Source organism: Streptomyces sp. NPDC007945, assembly GCF_042958885.1.
Taxonomy (GTDB): Bacteria; Actinomycetota; Actinomycetes; order Streptomycetales; family Streptomycetaceae; genus Streptomyces.
Map to the genome: position 1 here is coordinate 1 of NZ_JBIBJV010000007.1, position 21,121 is coordinate 21,121.

A 21,121-nucleotide genomic window follows, 5' to 3' on the forward strand; every position below is an offset into this window, starting at 1 on the left:
TCCTTCGTTCCTGTCTCCAGGCCCTCCGGGCGCTTCCTTCGTTTCCGACTCTATCAGATCTTTCCGATCCGATTTCCTCGGTGCTTTCCGGTCCCGAATTGTTTTCCTCGGGGCCTTCCGGCGGGGTCAAACATTACCAGGCTTTCTCCGGCCCCTTGACCACTCCCCCGCGCTCACCGGAAGGAACCGGGGCAGGCAGAGGTGTAGACCACTGGGGCTAGGATCTGGCTTGATGGTGCTGCCGACCCACGACTCGAAGCCGCGTTGGGGTCAGGCAGGAGTACGACAGTACATCCCACCGTCAGTAGAGGCAAATCGTTGCTGGTAGTCCCTAGGTCCGCATATGGGTACGTCTCGTGCGGAACCGGGACTTCCCATGACTTACGCTTCTGAACTAGTACGCGCCGCCCAGGACAGGTGTGGCGGCGCCACACGATCTCCGCCCCTGGGAGGCTTCCCATGTCAACCGTGACGTCGCCACTCGCTGGACGCGCCATCGGTCTCGCCAACGTTCCCGACCCGGTCTTCTCCGGTGCCATGGTCGGGCCCGGCACCGCCATCGACCCCGTACGCGAGCCCTCCGAGGCGGTCTCCCCCGTCGACGGGGTCATCGTCTCCATGCACCCGCACGCCTTCGTCGTCGTGGACGCCGAAGGACACGGTGTGCTGACGCACCTCGGCATCGACACCGTGCAGCTCAACGGCCAGGGCTTCGAGCTCCTGGTCAACAAGGGGGACACCGTGACGCGCGGCCAGGCCGTCGTGCGGTGGAACCCCGCCGAGGTCGAGGCCGCCGGCAAGTCCCCCATCTGTCCCGTCGTCGCCCTCGAGGCCACGGCCGACTCGCTCTCCGACGTCCGTGAGGACGGCGACGTGAAGGCCGACGACCTGCTCTTCGTCTGGAACTGAGCCCGGTCCGTCGTCGGACGGTCGCGAGTACGACATTCAACGCGGCGGCATCGGCCGCCGCTCAATCGGAGACGGGTGAGATGGAGACAACGCTGCGAGGCGTCGGCGTCAGCCACGGAGTGGCGATCGGCCAGGTGCGGCACATGGGTACGGCGGTTCTCGAACCGCCCGCCAAGCAGATTCCCGCCGAGGACGCGGAGCGCGAACAGGGGCGCGCCCGCCAGGCGGTGGAGGCCGTGGCCGCGGACCTGATCGCGCGCGGCAACCTGGCCGGCGGGGAGGCCCAGGCGGTGCTGGAGGCCCAGGCGATGATCGCCCAGGACCCGGAGCTCATCGCCGACGTCGACCGCAGGATCGCGGTCGGCAGCACGGCCGAGCGCGGCATCTACGACGCCTTCTCGCACTACCGCGAGCTGCTGGCGGGTGCCGGCGAGTACATGGCGGGCCGGGTCGCCGACCTGGACGACGTGCGGAACCGGATCGTGGCGCGGCTGCTCGGCGTGCCGATGCCGGGCGTTCCGGACAGCGACGAGCCGTACGTGCTCATCGCACGGGACCTGGCGCCGGCCGACACCGCGCTGCTCGACCCGGCGCTCGTGCTCGGGTTCGTGACCGAGGAGGGCGGGCCGACCAGCCACAGCGCCATCCTGGCGCGGGCCCTGGGTGTGCCGGCCGTGGTGGCGCTGCCCGGCGCCGGTGAGCTGGCGGAGGGCACCCAGATCGCGGTGGACGGTTCCACCGGTGAGATCTTCGTGGACCCGAGCGAGGAGAAGAAGGCGGCGCTGACCAGGGCCGCCGAGGAGCGGAAGGCCGCGCTGTCCGCGTCCAGCGGTCCGGGCGCCACCTCGGACGGGCACAAGGTGCCGCTGCTCGCCAACGTCGGTGGCCCGGCGGACGTGCCGGCCGCGGTGGAGGCGGGCGCCGAGGGCGTCGGTCTGTTCCGCACCGAGTTCCTCTTCCTGGACGACAGCCAGAAGGCTCCGTCCGAGGAGAAGCAGATCGAGGCGTACCGGAAGGTCCTGGAGGCCTTCCCCGAGGGCCGTGTGGTCGTGCGGGTGCTCGACGCCGGCGCCGACAAGCCGCTCGACTTCCTGACCCCGGCCGACGAGCCGAACCCGGCTCTCGGCGTGCGCGGGCTGCGGTCGCTGCTCGACCACCCGGAGGTGCTGCGGACGCAGCTGACCGCGTTGGCGAAGGCCGCCGAGGGACTGCCCGTGTACCTGGAGGTCATGGCGCCGATGGTGGCCGACCGGACGGACGCCAAGGCGTTCGCCGACGCGTGCCGCGAGGCCGGGCTGCGGGCGAAGTTCGGCGCGATGGTGGAGATCCCCTCCGCCGCGCTCCGGGCCCGCTCGATCCTGCAGGAGGTCGAGTTCCTGTCGCTGGGCACGAACGACCTGGCCCAGTACACCTTCGCCGCCGACCGTCAGGTGGGTGCGGTGTCCCGGCTGCAGGACCCGTGGCAGCCGGCGCTGCTCGACCTGGTGGCGCTGTCCGCCGAGGCGGCCAAGGCCGAGGGCAAGAGCTGTGGTGTCTGTGGCGAGGCCGCCTCGGATCCGCTGCTCGCGTGCGTGCTGACCGGTCTGGGTGTCACCTCCCTGTCGATGGGCGCGGCGTCGATCCCCTATGTGCGGGCGACGCTGGCGAAGTACACGCTGGCGCAGTGCGAGCGTGCGGCGGCCGCGGCGCGGGCTGCGGACACGGCGCACGACGCGCGGCTGGCCGCGCAGGCGGTGCTGTCCGGGGAGTGATCCCGGAGTCGTAGCGCGTGGTCGGAGGGGCTTCCCGTCAGCTGGTGGCGGGAGGCCCCTTCGTCGTGTTCGGGGTCAGGGGTGGCGGTGGATGTCGGGGTCGGGGGCGAGGGGGAAGCCGGCCCGGTGGTCGACGCCGTGCTCCGGGGGAAGGGGTTCGCCGGTGCGGGCGTCGGTGCAGTAGGCGGCGAAGACCTCGGCCTCGGTGAGCGGGGCGAGGGTGCCGTCGGCGAGGCGCCAGCCGTGGAGGCGGTCGGGGCGTCCGGGGCGGGTGACCCGGAGGACGAGTCCGCCGGGGGCGGCGAGGACGATGCCGGCGGCGAGGACGGCGGTGAACTCGGTGGCGGTGGTGGGGTCGTGGTGGCTGGTGCCCTGGTCGTCGCGGGCGGTGTGGAGGACGGCGAGCAGGTGGTCGTCGGCGGCGGGGACGCTGCAGACGAGGTGGTGGGTGCCGGGTCCGGCGCCGTCGAGGAGGGCGAGGAGCAGGCGGGTGGCGCGGTCGAAGGCCTCGCGGCCGAGGTCCAGTCCGCAGTCGGCGCAGTCTCCCGCGGTGGCGAGGACGGTGGTGGCGTACTCCCAGGTGGCCCGTCGGACGGCGGTGTCGACGAGCTCCGGGAGGAGGGTGGCGAGGGGCTGCCCGGTGTAGGTGACGCGGGCGCCGGTGGTGGCCAGGTGGTCGGTGAAGCGGCTGCGGCTGGTGGGGTGGTCGGGGTCGAGGCCGGTCTCCGCGCAGTAGGAGACGTACTCGTCGGGGTCGAAGAGGGCCACCGTGGTGTGGGTGCCCTGGCGGGCGAGGGTCTTGAGGAGGGCCTCGATCTCCTTGAGGTAGGTGCCGTGGTCGTCGAAGGCGAAGGTGCGGTAGCGGCGCATGGCGGCGAAGTCCTGTTCGTCGGCGAGGAGTCCGACGGTGCTGGGGATCTCGCGGCGCAGCGCGCGGCGGAGACGGGTCGTGGTCGTGGTGGTGGTCGTCATGGTTCCCCCTCGGTCGTGGCGCGTTGAATCACGGCGATCAACGCTCACTCACCGTAACCTTCGCCACTGACAGTGACGGCGGGCCGGGCTGGGAGACGCGGTCGCGGATGAGGCGGTGCTGGGCCGCGCCCGCGCCTGCGAGGGCGAGGCCGAGGAGGGGCCAGGCGAGGGGGCCCGCGGTCATGACGGCGGTGACGAGGAGGGGTCCGGCGAAGCGCTGGCCGGCCTGGGCGAGGCCGTGGACGCCGAGGTAGGCGCCCTGGGCGTCGGCGGGTGCGAGGGCGACGGAGAGTTCCCACGAGGAGGTGGCGTGGATGATCTCGGCGAAGGTGAGGGCGACGACGGCGACGACGAGCGCGGCGACGGCGAGGTTCCGGCCGCCCGCGGCGGAGGCGGCGAGGGCGAGCGTGCCGACGACGAAGAGGCCGGAGAGGGGGACGAGGAGGCGGCGGGCCGCGGCGGTGGTGGCGCCGAAGCGGGCGAGGGGGACCTGGAAGAGGACGACGAGGACGGTGTTGAGGACGAGGAGGAGCGGGACGAGGCCGACGGGGGCCTCGGTGGCGTGGACGATCCAGAGGGGGACGGCGACCTGGAGGATCGTGTCGTCGAGGAAGAGGGCGGCGTCGGTGGCGGTGTAGCCGAGGAAGGTGCGGTCGCGCCAGGGGCCGGCGGGCTTGTTCCGTGCGGTGTCGCGGGGAGGGGCGCCGGCCGAGGAGGCGATGCGGCTCGCGGTCGGCGGTTCCGCGCAGCGGAGGGTGAGGACCGTGATGGCGAAGTAGGTGAGGACGTTGCCGACGAGGAGCCAGGTGTACGCCTGGGTGGAGCCGGTGGCGAGGGCGGCCGCGGCGCCGAGGCCGCCGATGGACCAGCCGATGTTGACGGTGGTGCGCTGGATGGCCTGGTAGCGGGCGCGTTCGGTGCCGGCTTGGCGGGCCGCGTACAGCTTGATGAGGACGCTGCCGGCGCGGTCGGGGAGGGCGCCGAGGGCGGAGTAGAGGGTGAGGAGGAGGAAGTGGTCGGTGGTGAGGAGGGCGAGGAGGGTGACTCCGCGCACGCACTGCGTGGCGGCGATGACGCGGACGAGGGGGAAGCGGTCGGCGAGGGCGCCGGCGAGGGGCGCTCCGGCTATGCCGACGCCGCCCGAGACGGTCATGAGCAGGCCGACCTGAGCGAGGCTCAGTCCTGAGACGTAGGTGAAGTAGAGGGCGGTGCAGCCGGCCCAGAGGCCGGTGCCCGTCTTGTCGACGATGCTGACGACGAGCATGCGGCGGCCGTCTCGGCCTCCGGGGATGCGGTCGAGTGCGGTGCGGTGCCATGACGGCCCCATGTCGGTCCCCCTTGACGCGAATTATGTATTGGTACATAATCTTTACTGTGGTGACACAATATTCCATTCAGGGGACGACGGCCAAGGGGATCGCCGCGTCCGTCGAACGCGGCGTGACCGACGGCGAGCTCGCCCCAGGTGACCCGCTGCCTCCCGTGCGCAGGCTCGCGGACGACCTGGGAGTCAGCCCGGGCACCGTGGCGACCGCGTACAAGGAACTGCGCGGACGGGGGCTCGTGGTGACCCGCGGTCGGGGCGGCACGGTGGTGGCGGAGGCGCCGTCGGTGGCGTCCCGGCGGCCGCCGCGCATGCCGGAGGGGCTGACGGACCTCGCGAGCGGACTGCCCGACCCCGCCTTCCTGCCGGTGCTCCACCCGCCCGGCGGCGTTCGGCCCGTCTACGGTTCGCACCGGGCGGCGCCGCGGCTCGCCGCCCTGGAGGAGTTGACCCGGGCGTGGTTCCGGCGGGACGGCGTGCCCGCGGAGCGGGTGACCTTCGCGCACGGGGCGCTCGACTGCATCGCCCGGCTGCTGTCGGTGGAGCTCAGGCCCGGGGACGCGGTGGCCGTCGAGGACCCCGGCTTCCACCACCTCCTCGACCTGGTGCCCGCGCTCGGACTGCGGATGGTGCCGGTGGCCGTCGACGGCGAGGGGCTCACGCCGGACGCGCTGCGGGCGGCGCTGCGGACCGGGGTGCGGGCCGTCGTCCTCAGCCCGCGTGCGCAGTGCCCCACCGGGGCGTCCCTCTCCCCCGCCCGGCGGGACGAACTGGGGGAGCTCCTCCGGGAGTTCCCCGAGGTCCTGGTGATCGAGGACGACTACCTCACCGAGCTCGAAGGGCCCCCGGCGCCGACGCTGAGCGCGCTGGGGCCCGCCCGCTGGGCCCAGGTGCGCACGGTCTCCAAACGGCTGGGCGTGGACCTGCGGTGGGCCGGGGTGACGGGGGATCCGGTGACGCTCGCCCGGCACGACGGCCGGATGCTGATGACCTCCGGCTGGGTCAGCCATCTGCTCCAGGAGACCGTCGTCGGCCTCTTCTCCGACCCGGAGGTGGCACGGCTCGTGACACGCGGGGAGGCCGCGTACGCCGAGCGGCGGCGGGCGCTGGTCGACGCCCTCGGGGCCCGCGGGATCCGCGCGGTCGGGGCCGCCGGCCTGAACGTGTGGGTGCCGGTGCGGGACGAGTCGGCGGTCGTCAACGGACTGCGGACGCACGGGTGGTGGGTGGCGGCCGGCGCCCGCTTCCGGATCGCCGCGCCGCCCGCCGTACGGATCACCGCCTCCCTGCTGCTGCCGGAGGCCGCCGAGCGGCTGGCGGGTGACTTCGCGCGGGTGCTCGGGGACGCCCAGGCGACGTACGGGGGCTGACGCGCGCGTGAGCCCGCCGTCCGGGCCGGGAGGCGGCCGGGCGGCGGGCTCACGCGCGCGTGGCGGGGAGGGTCAGCGGGTGCGGTAGGCGTTGCCGAGGGTCTGGTCCAGGGTGTTGCCCCGGGCGTCGGTGAGCGCGGCGCGGAAGGAGACGGTGCCGCCGGCGGCGGGGTTGCGGACCACGACGGCGCCGTTCACGACGGGCGTCTCGGTCCAGGTGCGCCCCCCGTCCACGGAGACCCGTACGCGCAGCGACCGCGTGCCCGAGCCGGCGGCCGGTCCCTGGACGGTGACGGGGACGCGGAGTTCCGTGCCGGCGGGGGCGGTGCCGTCGAGGTCGAGCGGCGGCGTGAAGCGCACGACGCTCAGGGGGAGCGGGGTCGATGCGGTGGTCGCGGCGGAGTCGAAGGCCCAGACGGCGGTCGTGCGCCCCTCGCGCGTGCCGGTGCCGTGGAGGGCGGTGGCGGTGAGCCGGTAGCGGGCCCGGTCGGGGGTGCCGACGGTGAAGGAGGCCCGGCCCGGGTCACCGCGGTGGGTGCCGACGAGGACGCCGTCGCGGTGGAGGGTCGTGGCCGCCGAGCGGAAGACCGGGTCGGACGGGGCGTGCCCCTCGCCGTCCGCGAGCAGCGGCAGGTCCAGGGCGATCCGGTCGCCGTCACGGACCCCGCCGGGCGTCGAGCCCGTCGCTCGACCGAGGGAGGGGCCGAGGACGGCGTTGTCGAAGGTGTGGACGGTGGTCACGCCCGCGCGGGCCGGGAGGTCCGGCGCCTCGTACAGGTTCGGGGGCGTCCCGGGCGTGCCCGGCGTGGCGTACGAGAGGTCCCAGGCGCCGCGCTCGGGGGTCACGTGGAAGGTCGTGGTGCCGGGGCGGGTGAGTTCGGCGCCGAGGCCGAGGGAGGTGCCCTCGGACGGCAGGATGGCGGCGGAGCCGACGCCGCCGGTGCCGTCCCGGTCGGCGGCGCGGACCGTGAGCGTCGCCAGATCGCCGGCGGCGGGCCTGCGGACGAAGCCGGTCAGGGACCGGCCCGAGGCGAAGCGGTAGCCGAGGCCGTAGTCGGCCCGTTCGCCGACCCAGTAGGCGTCGAACGAGGAGGTCACCGAGCCGGGTTCGGCGGCGGGGCCCAGGTGGGCCACCCGCAGACCGTCGGCCGAGCTCATCAGGTTCGCGGAGCGGGTGCGCCCGTCGTGGCGGACCTCGACGAACGACATGGCGTGCTGGGGACGGGCACCGGCCTCCGGCGGCCGCACGTCGACCGGGGACGTCGTGCGGGCGTCGAGCGTGACGGCCGTGTCGTGGTCCAGGTCGAGGCGGGGCTGGACGAGCCAGTCCACGCCTGCGCCCTTGGCCAGGGGGAACAGCTCGGAGTCGAGGAGGTAGCGGCCCCTGGGCAGCCGGAGCGTGACGGTTCCGGAGGAGTCGTGGGGCCTCTCCTCGACGGACTCGCCCGCGCCGGAGACGCCGACGACGCGGGTCGCGTAGGCGTCGGTCGGGGCGCCCTTCCGGTCGAGGTGGCGGAGGGTCAGGGTGAACGTCTCGCTCCCGGCGGCGGAGCCCGTCGCGGCGGGCGGGACCGTGAAGGCGGTGGCCGTGAGGGCGGCCGCGAGGGCCAGGGCGGGGAGGGCGGGCCGGAACCCGCGTCCCTTCCCGCGGCGGAGGGCTGCGGGGGCGTGCGGGGCCCTGGATCCCACGTTCTGGACAGGAGATGCGGCCTTCTGGGGTGCGGGGCGCTGCGTCGGTTTTTCGTTCATGCAGGGAACTGGGCCCTGTGCGCCGGTGGTTCCGGTGACCTGGGACACATGGGGCGCCGGGGCGGGCGGGAGTGTGGCGCGGGTCACCGGAACCGGGGCGAACCGGTGACCAGTACTCCGTGTGGAACCAGAGATGAGAGAACGTTTCCGGGCCGGGGATCCCGCGGCGCTCGGTGAGGCGTACGACGAGCACGCTCGGGTGCTGTTCCAGTACGCGTACCGGATGTGCGGGGACCGGGCCGCGGCCGAGGACGTCGTGTCCGCGACCTTCCTGGAGGCATGGCGCTGCCGGGGGAAGGTCCACGCCGAGGGCGGGAGTCTGCGGCCGTGGCTGTTCGGGATTGCGACGAACGTGGTGCGGGGGGCCGCGCGGGAGGCGCGGCGGCGGGACGCGGCGCTGGCGCGGATGCCGGACCGGGGGGTGTTGCCGGACTTCAGCGACGCGGTGGACGCGCGGCTCGCCGACGAGGAGAGACTGCGGGCCGCTCGGGTGGCCCTCGGCCGGCTTCGGCGCCGTGAGCGCGAGGTGTTCGGGCTCGTCGTGTGGGCCGGGCTCGACTACGCGACGGCGGGCGAGGCCTTGGGCGTCCCGGTCGGCACGGTGCGCTCCCGGCTCTCGCGGGCCAGGGAGCGGCTGCGGGCCCTCGCGGAGGCCGAACTGCGCGCCGGCCGGCGCGGTGCCCGGCCCGGAGCCGCCCGATCCGGCAACGCCGGTGCCCGGCCCGTCAGCGCCGGTGACCGGCCCGGCGCCGGTCCCGATGCCGGCCCCGGTCCCGATGTCGGCCCCGGGCCCGGTGCCGCTGGGCCTTTCCTGTCCGTGAGCGACGGCCGTACCGTCCTCGTCCCCCGAACCTCCCCGGAGAAGCCGGCATGAACGACGTCGATCCCCGTTCCCGTTCCCTTTCCCGTTCCGCCCCGGATCCGCTGCTCGGTGAGTTGAGCGAGCTGTTGCCGCCTCCGCCCGTGCCGGAGTTCGCGCCGGAGCGGCAGCGGGAGGTGCGGCGGGAGCTGATGGCCTCGGTGCGGCCCGCGCGGCCGGCCGGCCGGTGGACCCGCAGGGCCGTGCGGTTCGCCGTGCCGGCGGTGGTGTGCGGCGTCGCGGCGGGCGCGGTGCTGGTCGTCGCTCCTCCGGAGCCGCGCGAGCCGCGGCCGGCGGTGCGGGCGGAGGGCGCGTCGGCGGTGCTGTCGCGGGCCGCGCTCGCCGCCGCCTCCGCGCCCGCGCCGGACGCGCGGCCGGAGGAGTTCGTGTACGTGGAGAGCCTGGTGTCCCGGGCGGGGCTTCCGGCGGGCGGTGGGGCCGCCGTCGTGGAACCCGTACACCGCCGGCAGGTGTGGCTCTCGGCGGACGGGAGCCGGGCCGGGCTGCTGCGGGAGGAAGGGGCGGGGGACTCCGAGCTGTCGCCGCGGCTGCCCGTGTACGAGCTGGACCGGCCCGGTGCCGAGCCCCGGCGGACGTACCTGGAGTCGGGCGGGCCGTCGGTGACCGAGCCGACGCACGCCTTCGTGGCGGGGCTGCCGACGGATCCGGAGGCGCTGCTGCGGCTGGTGCGGGAGCAGACCCGTGCCGGTGGCGGTGACGCGGACCAGCGGGCGTTCGCCGCGATCGGGACGCTGCTCGCCGAGACGTGGGCGCCGCCGGGGGTGACGGCCGCGCTGTTCGAGGCGGCCGGGCGGATTCCCGGCGTCGAGGTGGTGCCGTCGGCGCGGGACGCGGCCGGCCGGGAGGGCGTGGCCGTGGCGCGGACCTCGGGCGCGGAGCGGACCCAGTGGGTCTTCGACCGGTCGACCTCGGCCTTCCTCGGAGAGCGGACCGTGCTCGTCTCGGCGTCGGCCGCCGGTGCGGCCGGGACGGTGCTGAGCGAGACGGCCGTGCTGAGGAAGGCGGCGGTGGCACGGGCCGGGCAGGTGCCCGGCCGGGCCGGTCGGTGACGGACCGGGGGCGCCCCGCGCGGGGCGCCCCCGGTCGTGTCAGGCGCGGCGGGCGGCCGCGAGGGACTCGTAGAAGCGCAGGAGGTCGAGGTTGTCGACGGAGCCGGCGTTGACGGCCTTCTCCAGGGGGGTGCCCTGGAGGAGGCGCTTGACGGGGACCTCGATGCGCTTGCCGGTGAGCGTGTGCGGGACGCCCGGGACCTCGATGATCTCGTCGGGGACGTGCCGCGGCGAGAGTTCGGTGCGGATCGTGGACTTGATCCGGGCGATCAGGTCGTCGTCGAGGGCGGCGCCCTCCGCGAGGTGGACGAAGAGCGGCATCCAGTAGCCGCCGTCCGGTTCCTCCAGGCCGATGACGAGGGACTCGCGGATCTCGGGGAGCCGCTCGACCGCCTCGTAGATGTCGGCGCTTCCCATGCGCACCCCCTGGCGGTTGAGGGTGGAGTCGGAGCGGCCGTGGATGACGACCGAGCCGTGGTCGGTGATCGTGATCCAGTCGCCGTGGCGCCACGCGCCGGGGAACATCTCGAAGTAGCTGTCGCGGTAGCGGCTGCCGTCGGGGTCGTTCCAGAAGTGGATCGGCATGGACGGCATGGGGTTGGTGACGACGAGTTCGCCGACCTCGCCGATGACGGGCTTGCCCGACGGGTCCCAGGACTGGAGGTCGGTGCCGAGGCCGGCGGCCTGGAGCTCGCCGATGTGCACGGGGAGCGTGGGGACGGCCCCGGCGAAGCAGGAGCAGACGTCGGTGCCGCCGCTGACGCTGGCGATCCACAGGTCCTCGCGGACCTCGTCGTGGAGCCAGCGGAAGCCGTCGGGCGGCAGCGGGGAGCCGGTGGTGGCGACGCACTTCACGGCGGACAGGTCGAAGTCGCGGCCGGGGTGGACGTCGGCCTTGGCGCAGGCCATGACGTAGGCGGCGGAGGTGCCGTACAGGGTGGCGCCGGTGCGTTCGGCGACGCGCCACTGGGCGCCGGTGTCCGGGTAGCCGGGGCTGCCGTCGTACAGGACGACGGTGGTGCCGGTGAGGAGGCCGGAGACGAGGAAGTTCCACATCATCCAGCCGGTGGACGTGTACCAGAAGAAGACGTCCTCGGGGCCCAGGTCGCAGTGGAGGCCGAGCTGCTTGAGGTGCTCGACCAGGATGCCGCCCTGGGACTGGACGATCGCCTTCGGCAGACCGGTGGTGCCGGAGGAGTACAGGACCCACAGGGGGTGGGCGAACGGGACCTGCTCGAAGACGGGTTCCGTGTCGGCGGCGACCAGGTCGGCCCAGTCGAGGGCGCCTTCGGGGGCCGGGGTGCCGAGGAGCGGGATGTGGACGACGGCTCGCAGGGTGGGGAGCTCGGCACGGAGTTCGGCGACGGTGTCGCGGCGGTCGTGCTCCTTGCCGCCGTAGCGGTAGCCGTCGACGGTGAAGAGGACGACCGGCTCGACCTGCTGGAAGCGGTCGAGGACGGACCGGGCGCCGAAGTCGGGCGCGCAGGAGGTCCAGACGCCGCCGACGGCGGCGGTGGCGAGGAGGGCGACGACGGCCTGGGGGACGTTCGGCAGATAGCCGCTGACGCGGTCGCCGGGGCGGACGCCGAGGGCGCGCAGTTCGTCGGCGAGCGAGCCGACCTGGCGGCGGAGTTCGGCCCAGGTGATCGGGGTCGGCTCGTGGGTCTCGTCGACGTGGAGCAGGGCGGTGTCGTCGGGCCGGTCGGCTGCGGCGCGCAGGGCGTGCTCGGCGTAGTTGAGGGTGGCTCCGGGGAACCAGTCGGCGCCGGGCATGGAGCGTTCGCCGAGCACGCGCGCGTAGGGGGCGCTGAAGCGGACGTCGAACCATGCCGCGACGGCTTCCCAGAAGGTCTCCAGCTCCTCGACGGACCAGCGGTGCAGGGCCGCGTAGCCGCCGTCGGCGGGGGCGCCGTGGTGTTCGGCGGCCCACGCCTGGAAGCGGGTGACGGCGGCGTGGGCGATGCGCTCCTCGTCCGGCTGCCAGAGCGGCTCGGTCGGCTCGGTCGGCGCAGTTGTCATCGGGTGGCTCCCTGGCTGTACGCGGGTCGGCGTGTGTCACGCGCACGTGCGGGGGTGTGCGCGTGACGCGGCTGACAGGACGATGCCACGGGAGCGGCGTTCGCACCAGGGCCGCCCGCACATGGTCGGTGAGTTGAACATGTGCTCCCACCACGGGTGAACGGCAGTTGAACGAGGCTCGTATCGCCGCTGGTGGCTGGCAGGGTGGCCGTCATGGACGGTCGTGGACGGGTGCGTTCGGTGAGGGTGTTCGGTTCGGTGTGGGGGCTCAGGACGATACGGGCGGCGTGGCGGCAGCGGCGGGCGGACGCGGCGGCGCTGCCGCCCCGGGGGGCGGAGCGGGCCCGGGTGCCGGGGCTCGCGGAGGGCGCGGAGCCGCTGCCGGGCGGTGGGACGGTGCGGTTCGCCCGGTCGTCGCTGCGGGTGTGCGTGTCAGCGGGCGGGACGGTGTTCTGGGGGTGGGACGGGGCGGAGCCGGAGCCGTCGTACGCGCTGGCGGGGCCGGTGCCCGAGCCGGATCCCCGGGCGGTCCTGGAGCCGGACACGGACGGCGGCTGGCGGGTCGTGTCGGAGCGGGTGACGGTGGCGGTCTCGCGGCACGGGGCGGTGGAGATCCGCACGCCGGGCGGGGTGATGCTGCGGCGGGACCTGCCGCCGCGCTGGTGGGAGCCGGTGGGCGGCGGCCCGGCGCGGTGGGCGCAGCGGGCGGAGGTGCCGGCGGACGCGCGGTTCTTCGGGCTGGGCGGGCGGTCGACGGGGCCGCGGCTGCGGGACGGGTCGTACCGGCTGTGGAACACGGACCCGAAGGGGCGGTTCGGGCCGGGGGACGGCCCGCCGCACATCACGATGCCGGTGCAGTTCGTGGTCGCGGACGCGGGGACCCACCTGGTCTTCCACGACAACACGTGGGACGGCCGGGTGACCCTCGCGGAGGGCGAGGAGGGGGCCGGGTCGGGGCACGACCGGCCGGGCACGAGCGAGGTGCGGATGGAGGGCGGTCCGCTGCGGTGCTGGGTGGTCGTCGGGACCCCCGCGCGCGTGCTGTACCACTGGGCGGCGCTGACGGGCGCGCCGGCGCTGCCTCCGGCGTGGGCGCTGGGGCCGCAGCACGCGCGCGGGGGGTTCGGGAGCGCGGCGGAGGTGCGGCGGGTGGTGGCCGGCTACCGGGAGCGGGGACTGCCGCTGTCGGCGGTCCATCTGGACCTCGACCACCACGACGGGCACCGGGCGTTCACGGTGGACCGGGAGCGGTTCCCCGACCTGCCGGGGCTCGCGGAGGAGCTGCGGGAGCAGGGGGTGCGGCTGGTGTCGATCGTCGGTCCCGGGGTCGCCGCGGAGCCGGGGGACGTGCTGTACGAGGAGGGGCGGGCCGCCGGGGCGTTCGTGCGGGACGCGCGGGGCGAGGAGGTGCGGGGGATGGTGCGGCCAGGGGAGTGCGCCTTCCCGGACTTCACGGATCCGGCGGTGCGGGAGTGGTGGGGCGGGCTGTACGAGGAGCGGCTGCGGCAGGGCTTCTCCGGGGTGTGGCACGACATGAACGAGCCGGTGTCGTTCGCGGCCTTCGGTGATCCGACGCTCCCCCGGTCGGCCCGGCACCACCTGGACGGGCGGGGCGGGGACCACCGGGAGGCGCACAACGTGTACGGGCTGCTGATGGCCCGGGCCGCCTATGAGGGGCTGCGGAGGCTGCGCCCCGAGGAGCGGCCGTTCCTGTTCACGCGCGCGGGGTGGGCGGGGATGCAGCGGTACGGGGGCACCTGGTCCGGCGGCGTGGCGACCGGCTGGCCGGGGCTGCGGGCCTCGCTGGCGCTGGTGCTGGGGCTCGGGCTGTGCGGGGTGCCGTACTCGGGGCCGGACGTCGGTGGCTTCGACGGCAGCCCGTCGCCGGAGCTGTTCCTGCGCTGGTACCAGCTGGGGGCGTGGCTGCCGCTGTTCCGGACGCACGCGGCGCTGGAGGCGGGGCGGCGCGAGCCGTGGGAGTTCGGCCCGGAGGTGCTGGAGCACGCGCGCGTGGCGCTGGCCGAGCGCGAGCGGCTCCAGCCGTACTTCGTGACCCTGTCCCGCCTCGCCCGGATGACCGGTGCGCCCTATGTGCGGCCGGTGTGGTGGGGGACGCCCGAGGACCGGGCGCTGCGGGAGTGCGAGGACGCCTTCCTGCTGGGCGACGGGCTGCTGGTCGCGCCGGTCCTGCACCGGGGCCAGGACCGGCGGGCGGTGCGGCTGCCGCGCGGCCGCTGGTACGACACCGCCACCGGCCGGGCGTACGAGGGCCCCGGGCAGGTGCTGCTCGACGCGCCCCTCGCGCGCGTGCCGGTCCTCGCCCGGGCGGGGGCGGTCCTTCCCGTGCGGGGCGCCGACGGGGAGTTGGCGCTGGAGGTGTGGGCGCCGGCGCCCGGCCGGACGGGCGGCGGGCTCGTCGTCCGCGACACCGGGGACGGCTGGGAGCCGGCGGAGATCGAGCGCTACCAGTCGCGGCTCGTGGACGGGCGGGTCGTGGTGGAGCGGGTGACGGAGGAGGGGGCCGTGCGGGTCGCACTGCCGGTGCGGGTGCGGGGGGTGTGAGACGGGGACGGGGCGGGCGGGGGGCGTGGGGCGCTGTCAGGGGCCTCGTCGCGTACGCCGGACTTCTGGTGGCGGAGGGCCTGTGGACCTTCCGGTGGGACTGCGCGGCGCCCGTGTCAGCCGTACGCGCCGGCGAACCACTTCCGTACCGCTTCGGTGTGGAGGGGGAAGACCAGATCGCGCGGTGCCGGGAGGACGAGGCGGGCGGAGGTCTCCGAGGTCGGGGTGAAGGCGGGGAGGGCGTCGGCCCCGACGGGCGGGAGGAGGCCGAAGACGAGGAGGTGGTCGGCGGAGCAGAGGACGTCGGCGAGGCGGACGTCCTCGGCGGGGGCCACGATGCCGGTCTCCTCGTGGAGTTCGCGGCTCACGGCGGCGCGCCAGTCCTCGCCGTGGTCGATGAAGCCACCGGGGAGGGCGGTGCCGCCGTGGCCGGGGTGGATGGCGCGGGTGACGGCGAGGAGGCCGGTTCCCTCGGGGGCGGTGACCGGGAGGAGGGCCACGGCCACCGGGAGGGGGTTGCGGTAGGCGGTGGTGCCGCAGGCCGGGCAGGCGCGGGGCCAGGTGGTGGTGTCGGCGGGGTACGGGGCTCCGCAGGCCGAGCAGTGGGAGTGGAGTACGGGGGTGGTCACGGCGTCGACCGTACGCGAGGGGGTTTCCCGGTGGGGACGGAACTGGTAGACCCGGTGCGCATGACTCGACTTGGTGTGGTGACGCGTTCCCTCGGTGCGGCCGTGCTGCTCGTCTGCGCGGTGGGCGCCGGCTCCCCCGCCGCCGGCGCGCCCGAGCCGAAGGCTCCGCGGGAGTTCGTGGCGTTGGACTCGGTGGACCGGACGATCCTCCAGGAGATGCGGTACACGACGGAACACAACTTCGTGGGCGAACCGATCGACGGGTACCGGCAGCCGGTGTGCGTGCTGACGCGGCTGGCGGCGGAGGCGCTGCACCGGGCGCAGACGCGGCTGCTGGCGCGCGGGTACACGCTGAAGGTGTACGACTGCTACCGGCCGCAGCGGGCGGTGGACCACTTCGTGCGCTGGGCGGAGGACCTGGCGGACGAGCGGATGAAGGCGGAGTTCTATCCGGCGGTGGCGAAGGACCGGCTCTTCGCGGACGGGTACATCGCGGAGAAGTCCGGGCACAGCCGCGGGTCGACCGTGGACCTGACGGTCGTGCGGCTGCCGGCGGAGCGCACGCGCGCGTACGTGCCGGGCGAGGAGTTGACGTCGTGCGCCGGGCCGCGGGAGGAGCGGTTCCCGGACAGCTCGGTGGACATGGGGACCGGGTACGACTGCTTCGACACGCTCTCGCACACCGAGGACCCGCGGATCACGGGCGTCCAGCGGGCCAACCGGCAGTTGCTGAAGGGTCTCCTGGAGGCGGAGGGGTTCGTGAACCTGCCGGAGGAGTGGTGGCACTTCACGTTCAAGCCGGAGCCGTTCCCGTCGACGTACTTCGACTTCCCGGTGGCCCGGAGGTCGGTGGCGGGGCACTGACCTCTGAGGACCTGGGCCTGTGCGGGCCCTGGGACGGCGCCGAGCTGCTCCGGGACGGGGTGACCCGGCTCGGCGGGGCGCTGCCGGTCAACACCAGCGGCGGACTCGCCTCCTTCGGGGAGGCCGTGCCCGCGCAGGCGATCGCCCAGGTCTGCGAGCTGACCTGGCAGCTGCGGGGCACCGCCGGCGCCCGCCAGGTGCCGGGCGCCAGGGCCGGGATCACCGCCAACCAGGGCCTGTTCGGGCACGGGTCGGCGGTGGTGGCGGTCCGCTGAGGCCGCGCGGCGGCGACCATCAGGACCCGGACGCGCCGGGGGCGACCCCGGCGGCCGGAGCCGTACGGCGTGCCCCCCCCTCCGCACCGGATCCGTACGGCGTCAGGTCGCGACCGGCTGCTGGCCCCGGTCCGCGAGGACGAGGGCGTGTTCGACGACGGCGACGAGGACGGCCTTGACCGACTCGCGGTCGCGGGCGTCGCACAGCACCAGCTCGACCTCGGGGTCCAGGTCGAGCGCGGCCCGCACGGTCTCCGCCGGGTAGCGGCGGGCGCCCTCGAAGCAGTTGACGGCCACCGTGAAGGGGATGCCGCGCCGCTCGAAGTAGTCGATCGCGGCGAAGCTGTCCTCCAGGCGGCGGGTGTCGGCGAGCACGACCGCGCCCAGCGCGCCCTGCGCCAGCTCGTCCCAGAGGAACCAGAAGCGGTCCTGGCCCGGGGTGCCGAACAGGTAGAGGACGAGGTCCTCGCGGAGCGTGATCCGGCCGAAGTCCATCGCGACCGTGGTGGTCGTCTTGGCCTCGACGCCGTGCAGGTCGTCCACGGGCCGGCCGGCCTCGGTGAGGACCTCCTCGGTCCGCAGCGGCCGGATCTCGCTGACCGCGCCGACGAGTGTCGTCTTGCCGACTCCGAAGCCGCCCGCCACCAGGATCTTGAGAGTCACCGGCTCGACGGGGGTCTTCTTGCGGCTAGAGCGCCCGAAGGCCATTGATCACCTCGCGGAGGATGCTCACGTCCGGCAGCTGGGCCGGCGGAACGGGGCGGGTCACGTGGACGAGTTCCTCGTCGACGAGGTCGCCGACCAGGACCCGGACCACCCCGACGGGGAGGTCCAGTCCTGCGGCGAGCTCGGCGATCGACTGGGGCTGCTCGGAGCAGCGTTCGACGATCTCCACGTGTTCCGGGGAGAGCGACTGGTCACGGCCGGGGTCGTCGGCGGCCGGCTCGGGCACGACGAGGGCGATGAGGTCGAGCCGGTGCCGGCCCGCGGCGCTCGTCCGGCCGCGGGTCATCGCGTACGGGCGGACGACCGGACCCGCCTCGTCGTCGTACCAGTGGTGGGGGACGGCGGTCCGCCGGTCCGGGACGAGCCCGTCGGGCTGATTGCGCTCGGCTGCGTCGCTCATGCGGGGCGGCTCACCCTCCCGTCGTCAGACCGGTCCGGGGGGCCGTGCCGAGGTGGGTGCCGACCCGCTTCACCATGAGGGTCATCTCGTAGGCGACCTGGCCGACGTCGGAGTCCGCGTCGGCGAGGACGGCGAGGCAGCTGCCGTCGCCGGCCGCGGTGACGAAGAGGAAGGCGTCCTCCAGCTCGACCACCGTCTGACGGACCCTGCCCGCCTCGAAGTGGCGGCCGACGCCCTTGGCGAGGCTGTGGAAACCGGAGGCGACGGCGGCCAGGTGCTCGCCGTCCTCACGGCTCAGGTCCTTGGACGCGCCGGTGGGCAGGCCGTCGCTGGAGAGCACCAGCGCCTTGCGGATGGCGGCGACGCGCTCGACCAGCTCGTCGAGGAGCCAGTTGAGCTCGCCGTTGCCGTGGACGGTGCTGCTGGTGCCTGCTGCGGCGTTCGGTGCGGTCATCGACCGTCCCCCTCGGGTGTCGTTCCGTGTGCTGTGCTGTCGTCCGGGCCCGGGTCGTGCCGGCGGCCGCGCTGCCAGCCGCGCTGCATGGCGGCCATCCTGGCCCGCACTTCCTCGGCGTCGCGCTCGAAGTCGTCCTCCGCCCGGCCGCCGTCGGCGGGCCGGTCGTCGGCCGCGGCCGGCTGCTCCTGCTCGCGCAACTGCGGCACGAGACTGGCCTGCCGGACCCGGCGCGGAAGCCCGTCGAGCCCGTCCGGGGCCTCCGCGCGCGGGGCGGGCGGCGGCGCGGGGGCCGCCGGGCGCAGCTCGGTGCCCTCCGGGCGCACGGGGACGAGCGTGGGCCCCGCCGGGCGCTCCTCGGCGCCGCGCCGGCCGGGTGCCGGGTGGGCCCGACCCGGCTCGTCGAGCCTGCGTCCGCGGTCGACGACGAGCGTCGGCGGACGGCGGCGAGGCAGCGGCAGGGCGCCGTCCCCGTCCGCCGGGGCGCCGGCGCCGTGGCCCGAGGTCTGGTCGGGGGCCTGCTGGTGCTGCTCGACGGCCGGGACGAGCCCGCTCCGGCGGCGCTGGGGCCGGAAGAGGCCGCCGCGCTCGCTGTCGCTGTCCAGGAGGTCGGCGGAGCGGTCGAGGAGCGCTTCCAGGTCGTCGGGCCCCAGCGGCGGCTCCAGCTCGACCGGGCCGTCCAGCGGCCGGGCGGGCGGCCCGCCCGCGGCTCCCGCCGGGCCCGTCTCGTCGGCGAGGTCGGGGACCCGGGCGAGGGCCGGCCGGCGCTGCGGGAGGAGTCCGTCGCCGAGCGCGCCCGCGGGCGCCCCGGAGGTCGTAGGAGATCCGGCGGAGGCCGGGTGCGGGGCGGCGTCCGCCGTGCGGGGGTCGGGGGACGGGCGGTCGAGGCGGAAGCCCGCGCCCTGGGTCTCGGGGGCGTCGGTGAGCAGCGCCGCCGGGATGAACACGACCGCGGTGGTGCCGCCGTACGGGGAGGTCTGGAGCGAGACGCGGACGTTCTGGCGCTGGGCGAGCCGGCTGACCACGAAGAGGCCGAGGCGGTCGGTGTCGGAGAGTTCGAACTCGGGGGTCTCCGCGAGCCGCAGGTTGGCGTCGAGGAGGACCTCGGGGCTCATGCCGAGGCCGCGGTCGTGGATCTCCAGCGTGAAGCCGTTGGCGACGCGCTCGCCGAGGACCTGGACGGCGGTGTGCGGGGGCGAGAACACGGTGGCGTTCTCGAGGAGTTCGGCGATGAGGTGGGTGAGGTCGGCGACGGCGGGGCCGCCGACGCCGAGCCGGGGCAGCCGGCGGACCTCGACGCGCTCGTAGTCCTCGACCTCGGCGACGGCGGCCCGGACCACGTCCATGAGCTGCACGGGCTTGCGCCACTGGCGGGACGGGGCGGCGCCGGAGAGGATCACCAGGCCCTCGGCGTGGCGCCGCATGCGGGTGGTGAGGTGGTCGAGGCGGAAGAGGTCCGCGAGCTCCTCGGTGTCCTCGGTGCGCCGCTCCATCGTGTCGAGCAGGGTGAGCTGGCGGTGGAGCAGGACCTGGTTGCGGCGGGCGAGGTTCACGAAGACCTCGGCGACGCCGCGGCGCATGTCGGCCTGCTTGACGGCGGCCTCGACGGCGGCGCGCTGAAGGGTGTTGAGGGCCTGGCCGACCTGGCCGACCTCGTCCTCGCCGTACCGCAGGTGGGGCACCTCGGTCTCGACGTCGACGTGCTCGCCGGCGGCGAGGCGGCGCATGACGCTCGGCAGGCGGACGCCGGAGACCTCCTGCGACTCCTTCTGGAGGCGGCGCAGGTCGCGGACGAGGGAGCGGCCGATCCGGACCGATATGCCCACCGAGGCGAGGAGGGCCAGGAAGCCGAGGACGCCGGCGACGCCCGCCTTCAGGAGGACGCTGTAGGCGGCGGGCTGGACGCGCTCCTGGTAGCGGTCGCCGGCGGCGGTGTTGGCCCGGGCGAGCTCGTCGAGGACGGGGCTGGCCTCGTCCTGCCAGTAGGCGGGGGTGACGCTTTTCGGCCGTTCTGTCGGGCCGGCCTTGATGAACGCCTCCTCCGCGGTGCGCAGGGCGGCGGTCTCGGGGCTGCGCCAGTACTGCTCGTAGCGCTGCCGCTCGGTGGCGGGGAGGAGTTCGAGGTTGACGTCGTAGTACTGCTTGCGTCCGGCGACCAGGTCGGAGACGGCGCGGATCTCCTGGGCGGTGACCCGGTCGGCGACGAGGGCGGAGAGGACGAGGGCGTCCTCGCGGGAGAGGAGTTCGCGGGCCCGGGTGACGCCGACGAGGGCACGGCCCTGCTTGTCCATCTCGACGTTCTCCAGCGCGTGGAGGGTGACGAGGAAGCTGTAGCAGGGGTCGACCAGGCGGTTGTAGAACTCCAGTGCCTGGAGGCGGCCGATGCTTCGCTTCTCGACCGAGCGGCGCAGCGAGGTGATCTCATCGAAGGCGGTGAGCAGGGAGTTGAGCCGCTGGGTGGTGACCGGGCGCATCTCCTCGCGGACGCCGGGGTCCTGGGCGTTGGCGCGGATGCGGGCGATCTGCCGGTCGGTGGCGCGGCGGGCGGCGCGGAGCTGCGGGAGCGCCTCGGAGCCGCGCGGGTCGGCGAGGTAGACGAGGGACTGGCGGCGTTCGAGCTGGATGACCCGGGCGGTGTCCTCGATGGGGTAGCCGACCTTCTCGACGACGTAGCCGACGTCGAGGAGCTGGTCGGCCTCGCGTCCGGTGAGGACGGTGGCGAAGACCCAGAGGCCGGTGAGGGAGACGAGCGGTACGAGGAGCAGCGCCACGATCTTCCGGCGGATGGACTTCCCGCGAAAGCGCATGGCCTCCCCCAGTACGGCCCCCGCGGCCACGGAGGTCTCTCGAACGGTGTCGCCGCGTCAACACGGCGCGTCAACCCTCGGTTTCAACAAACGGCGGCGCGAGCCTACTACTGCATCACGACCATCTCGAAGGTGCGTCTGGGCGATTTTCAGCCTGTCGAGTGAGCGTTGATCATGAGATGTCCCGCTATTCCGGGAGTTCGACCGGGAGGCTGTGGCGCAGGACACGGCAGGGTGTGTTCTTTTCCGCCGTGGGCGCAATGGCTGGAATCGTTCGTTCCGCCAGCGGAGCGTGGTGCGTCGTGAGCGATCGGGGAAACCTTTTACCTGTCCGGAGCGTCATGAAGTAAGGGGGAACGCCCTGCCCGGGGCAAGAAGCCG

The 21,121-nt window shown here is 74.6% G+C and carries 16 protein-coding genes and 1 pseudogene; 8 read left to right on the plus strand and 9 right to left on the minus strand.

From position 1 onward, the window contains the following. Window positions 1-459: 459 nt before the first annotated feature. Together ACFZCF_RS22320 and ptsP are read left to right on the plus strand one after the other, a co-directional pair. Window positions 460-909 (plus strand): PTS glucose transporter subunit IIA, encoded by a 450-nt coding sequence (locus ACFZCF_RS22320; protein ID WP_388446384.1) that lies wholly within the window; start codon window positions 460-462, stop codon window positions 907-909. 80 nt (window positions 910-989) lie between these two features. Next, window positions 990-2,660 (plus strand): phosphoenolpyruvate--protein phosphotransferase, encoded by a 1,671-nt coding sequence (gene ptsP / locus ACFZCF_RS22325; protein WP_388446387.1) that lies wholly within the window; start codon window positions 990-992, stop codon window positions 2,658-2,660. Window positions 2,661-2,735: 75 nt separating this feature from the next. Here the strand turns inward: ptsP and ACFZCF_RS22330 are convergent, their stop codons facing one another. Both ACFZCF_RS22330 and ACFZCF_RS22335 read right to left on the minus strand, forming a co-directional pair. Next, on the minus strand, window positions 2,736-3,632 hold the full coding sequence (locus ACFZCF_RS22330; protein ID WP_391288278.1) for a hypothetical protein: 897 nt from the start codon (window positions 3,630-3,632) through the stop codon (window positions 2,736-2,738). 37 nt (window positions 3,633-3,669) lie between these two features. Next, the gene (locus ACFZCF_RS22335; protein ID WP_391288281.1) at window positions 3,670-4,959 is read right to left on the minus strand and encodes an MFS transporter; all 1,290 of its coding nucleotides are present in this window, start codon (window positions 4,957-4,959) and stop codon (window positions 3,670-3,672) included. Window positions 4,960-5,006: 47 nt separating this feature from the next. Between ACFZCF_RS22335 and ACFZCF_RS22340 the strand changes: the two genes are divergently transcribed. Then, on the plus strand, window positions 5,007-6,326 hold the full coding sequence (locus ACFZCF_RS22340; protein ID WP_391288283.1) for an aminotransferase class I/II-fold pyridoxal phosphate-dependent enzyme: 1,320 nt from the start codon (window positions 5,007-5,009) through the stop codon (window positions 6,324-6,326). 72 nt (window positions 6,327-6,398) lie between these two features. On the opposite strand, the gene ACFZCF_RS22345 is transcribed toward ACFZCF_RS22340, so the two are convergent. After that, complete coding sequence (locus ACFZCF_RS22345; RefSeq protein WP_391288285.1) at window positions 6,399-8,015, minus strand: serine protease; 1,617 nt, start codon at window positions 8,013-8,015, stop codon at window positions 6,399-6,401. A 193-nt stretch (window positions 8,016-8,208) separates the two neighbouring features. On the opposite strand from ACFZCF_RS22345, the gene ACFZCF_RS22350 reads away from it, so the two are divergent. Then, window positions 8,209-8,949 carry a sigma-70 family RNA polymerase sigma factor gene (locus tag ACFZCF_RS22350; protein ID WP_391288287.1) on the plus strand — a complete coding sequence of 247 codons (741 nt, stop codon included), beginning with the start codon at window positions 8,209-8,211 and terminating at the stop codon, window positions 8,947-8,949. Beyond that, window positions 8,946-10,004 carry a CU044_5270 family protein gene (locus ACFZCF_RS22355; protein ID WP_391288289.1) on the plus strand — a complete coding sequence of 353 codons (1,059 nt, stop codon included), beginning with the start codon at window positions 8,946-8,948 and terminating at the stop codon, window positions 10,002-10,004. The genes ACFZCF_RS22350 and ACFZCF_RS22355 overlap by 4 nt, the downstream gene beginning before the upstream one ends. Before the next feature lie 39 nt (window positions 10,005-10,043). Here the strand turns inward: ACFZCF_RS22355 and ACFZCF_RS22360 are convergent, their stop codons facing one another. Continuing rightward, a complete protein-coding gene (locus tag ACFZCF_RS22360) occupies window positions 10,044-12,023 on the minus strand; it encodes an acetoacetate--CoA ligase (protein WP_391288291.1) in 1,980 nt (659 codons plus the stop codon). Window positions 12,024-12,236: 213 nt separating this feature from the next. Between ACFZCF_RS22360 and ACFZCF_RS22365 the strand changes: the two genes are divergently transcribed. Then, on the plus strand, window positions 12,237-14,585 hold the full coding sequence (locus tag ACFZCF_RS22365; protein ID WP_391288293.1) for a TIM-barrel domain-containing protein: 2,349 nt from the start codon (window positions 12,237-12,239) through the stop codon (window positions 14,583-14,585). A 116-nt stretch (window positions 14,586-14,701) separates the two neighbouring features. Here the strand turns inward: ACFZCF_RS22365 and ACFZCF_RS22370 are convergent, their stop codons facing one another. Then, on the minus strand, window positions 14,702-15,214 hold the full coding sequence (locus ACFZCF_RS22370) for an NUDIX domain-containing protein (protein ID WP_388446414.1): 513 nt from the start codon (window positions 15,212-15,214) through the stop codon (window positions 14,702-14,704). Window positions 15,215-15,274: 60 nt separating this feature from the next. Between ACFZCF_RS22370 and ACFZCF_RS22375 the strand changes: the two genes are divergently transcribed. Next, window positions 15,275-16,078 (plus strand): M15 family metallopeptidase, encoded by an 804-nt coding sequence (locus ACFZCF_RS22375; protein ID WP_391288296.1) that lies wholly within the window; start codon window positions 15,275-15,277, stop codon window positions 16,076-16,078. Between the two features lie 5 nt (window positions 16,079-16,083). After that, a pseudogene (locus tag ACFZCF_RS22380) lies at window positions 16,084-16,353 on the plus strand (lipid-transfer protein); the annotation flags it as partial. A gap of 102 nt (window positions 16,354-16,455) precedes the next feature. Here ACFZCF_RS22380 and ACFZCF_RS22385 read toward each other — a convergent pair. Genes ACFZCF_RS22385 through ACFZCF_RS22400 form a run of 4 tightly spaced genes read right to left on the minus strand, consistent with a single transcriptional unit; the run spans window position 16,456 to window position 20,740 of the window. Continuing rightward, window positions 16,456-17,061 (minus strand): ATP/GTP-binding protein, encoded by a 606-nt coding sequence (locus tag ACFZCF_RS22385; protein ID WP_189953171.1) that lies wholly within the window; start codon window positions 17,059-17,061, stop codon window positions 16,456-16,458. Further along, on the minus strand, window positions 17,042-17,479 hold the full coding sequence (locus tag ACFZCF_RS22390) for a DUF742 domain-containing protein (RefSeq protein WP_388446420.1): 438 nt from the start codon (window positions 17,477-17,479) through the stop codon (window positions 17,042-17,044). Before ACFZCF_RS22390 ends, ACFZCF_RS22385 begins: the two co-directional genes overlap by 20 nt. Before the next feature lie 10 nt (window positions 17,480-17,489). Then, complete coding sequence (locus tag ACFZCF_RS22395) at window positions 17,490-17,933, minus strand: roadblock/LC7 domain-containing protein (protein WP_388446423.1); 444 nt, start codon at window positions 17,931-17,933, stop codon at window positions 17,490-17,492. Further along, window positions 17,930-20,740: a nitrate- and nitrite sensing domain-containing protein gene (locus tag ACFZCF_RS22400; protein WP_391288299.1), complete on the minus strand. Its 2,811-nt coding sequence runs from the start codon at window positions 20,738-20,740 to the stop codon at window positions 17,930-17,932. The genes ACFZCF_RS22395 and ACFZCF_RS22400 overlap by 4 nt, the downstream gene beginning before the upstream one ends. Between the last annotated feature and the right edge of the window lie 381 nt (window positions 20,741-21,121).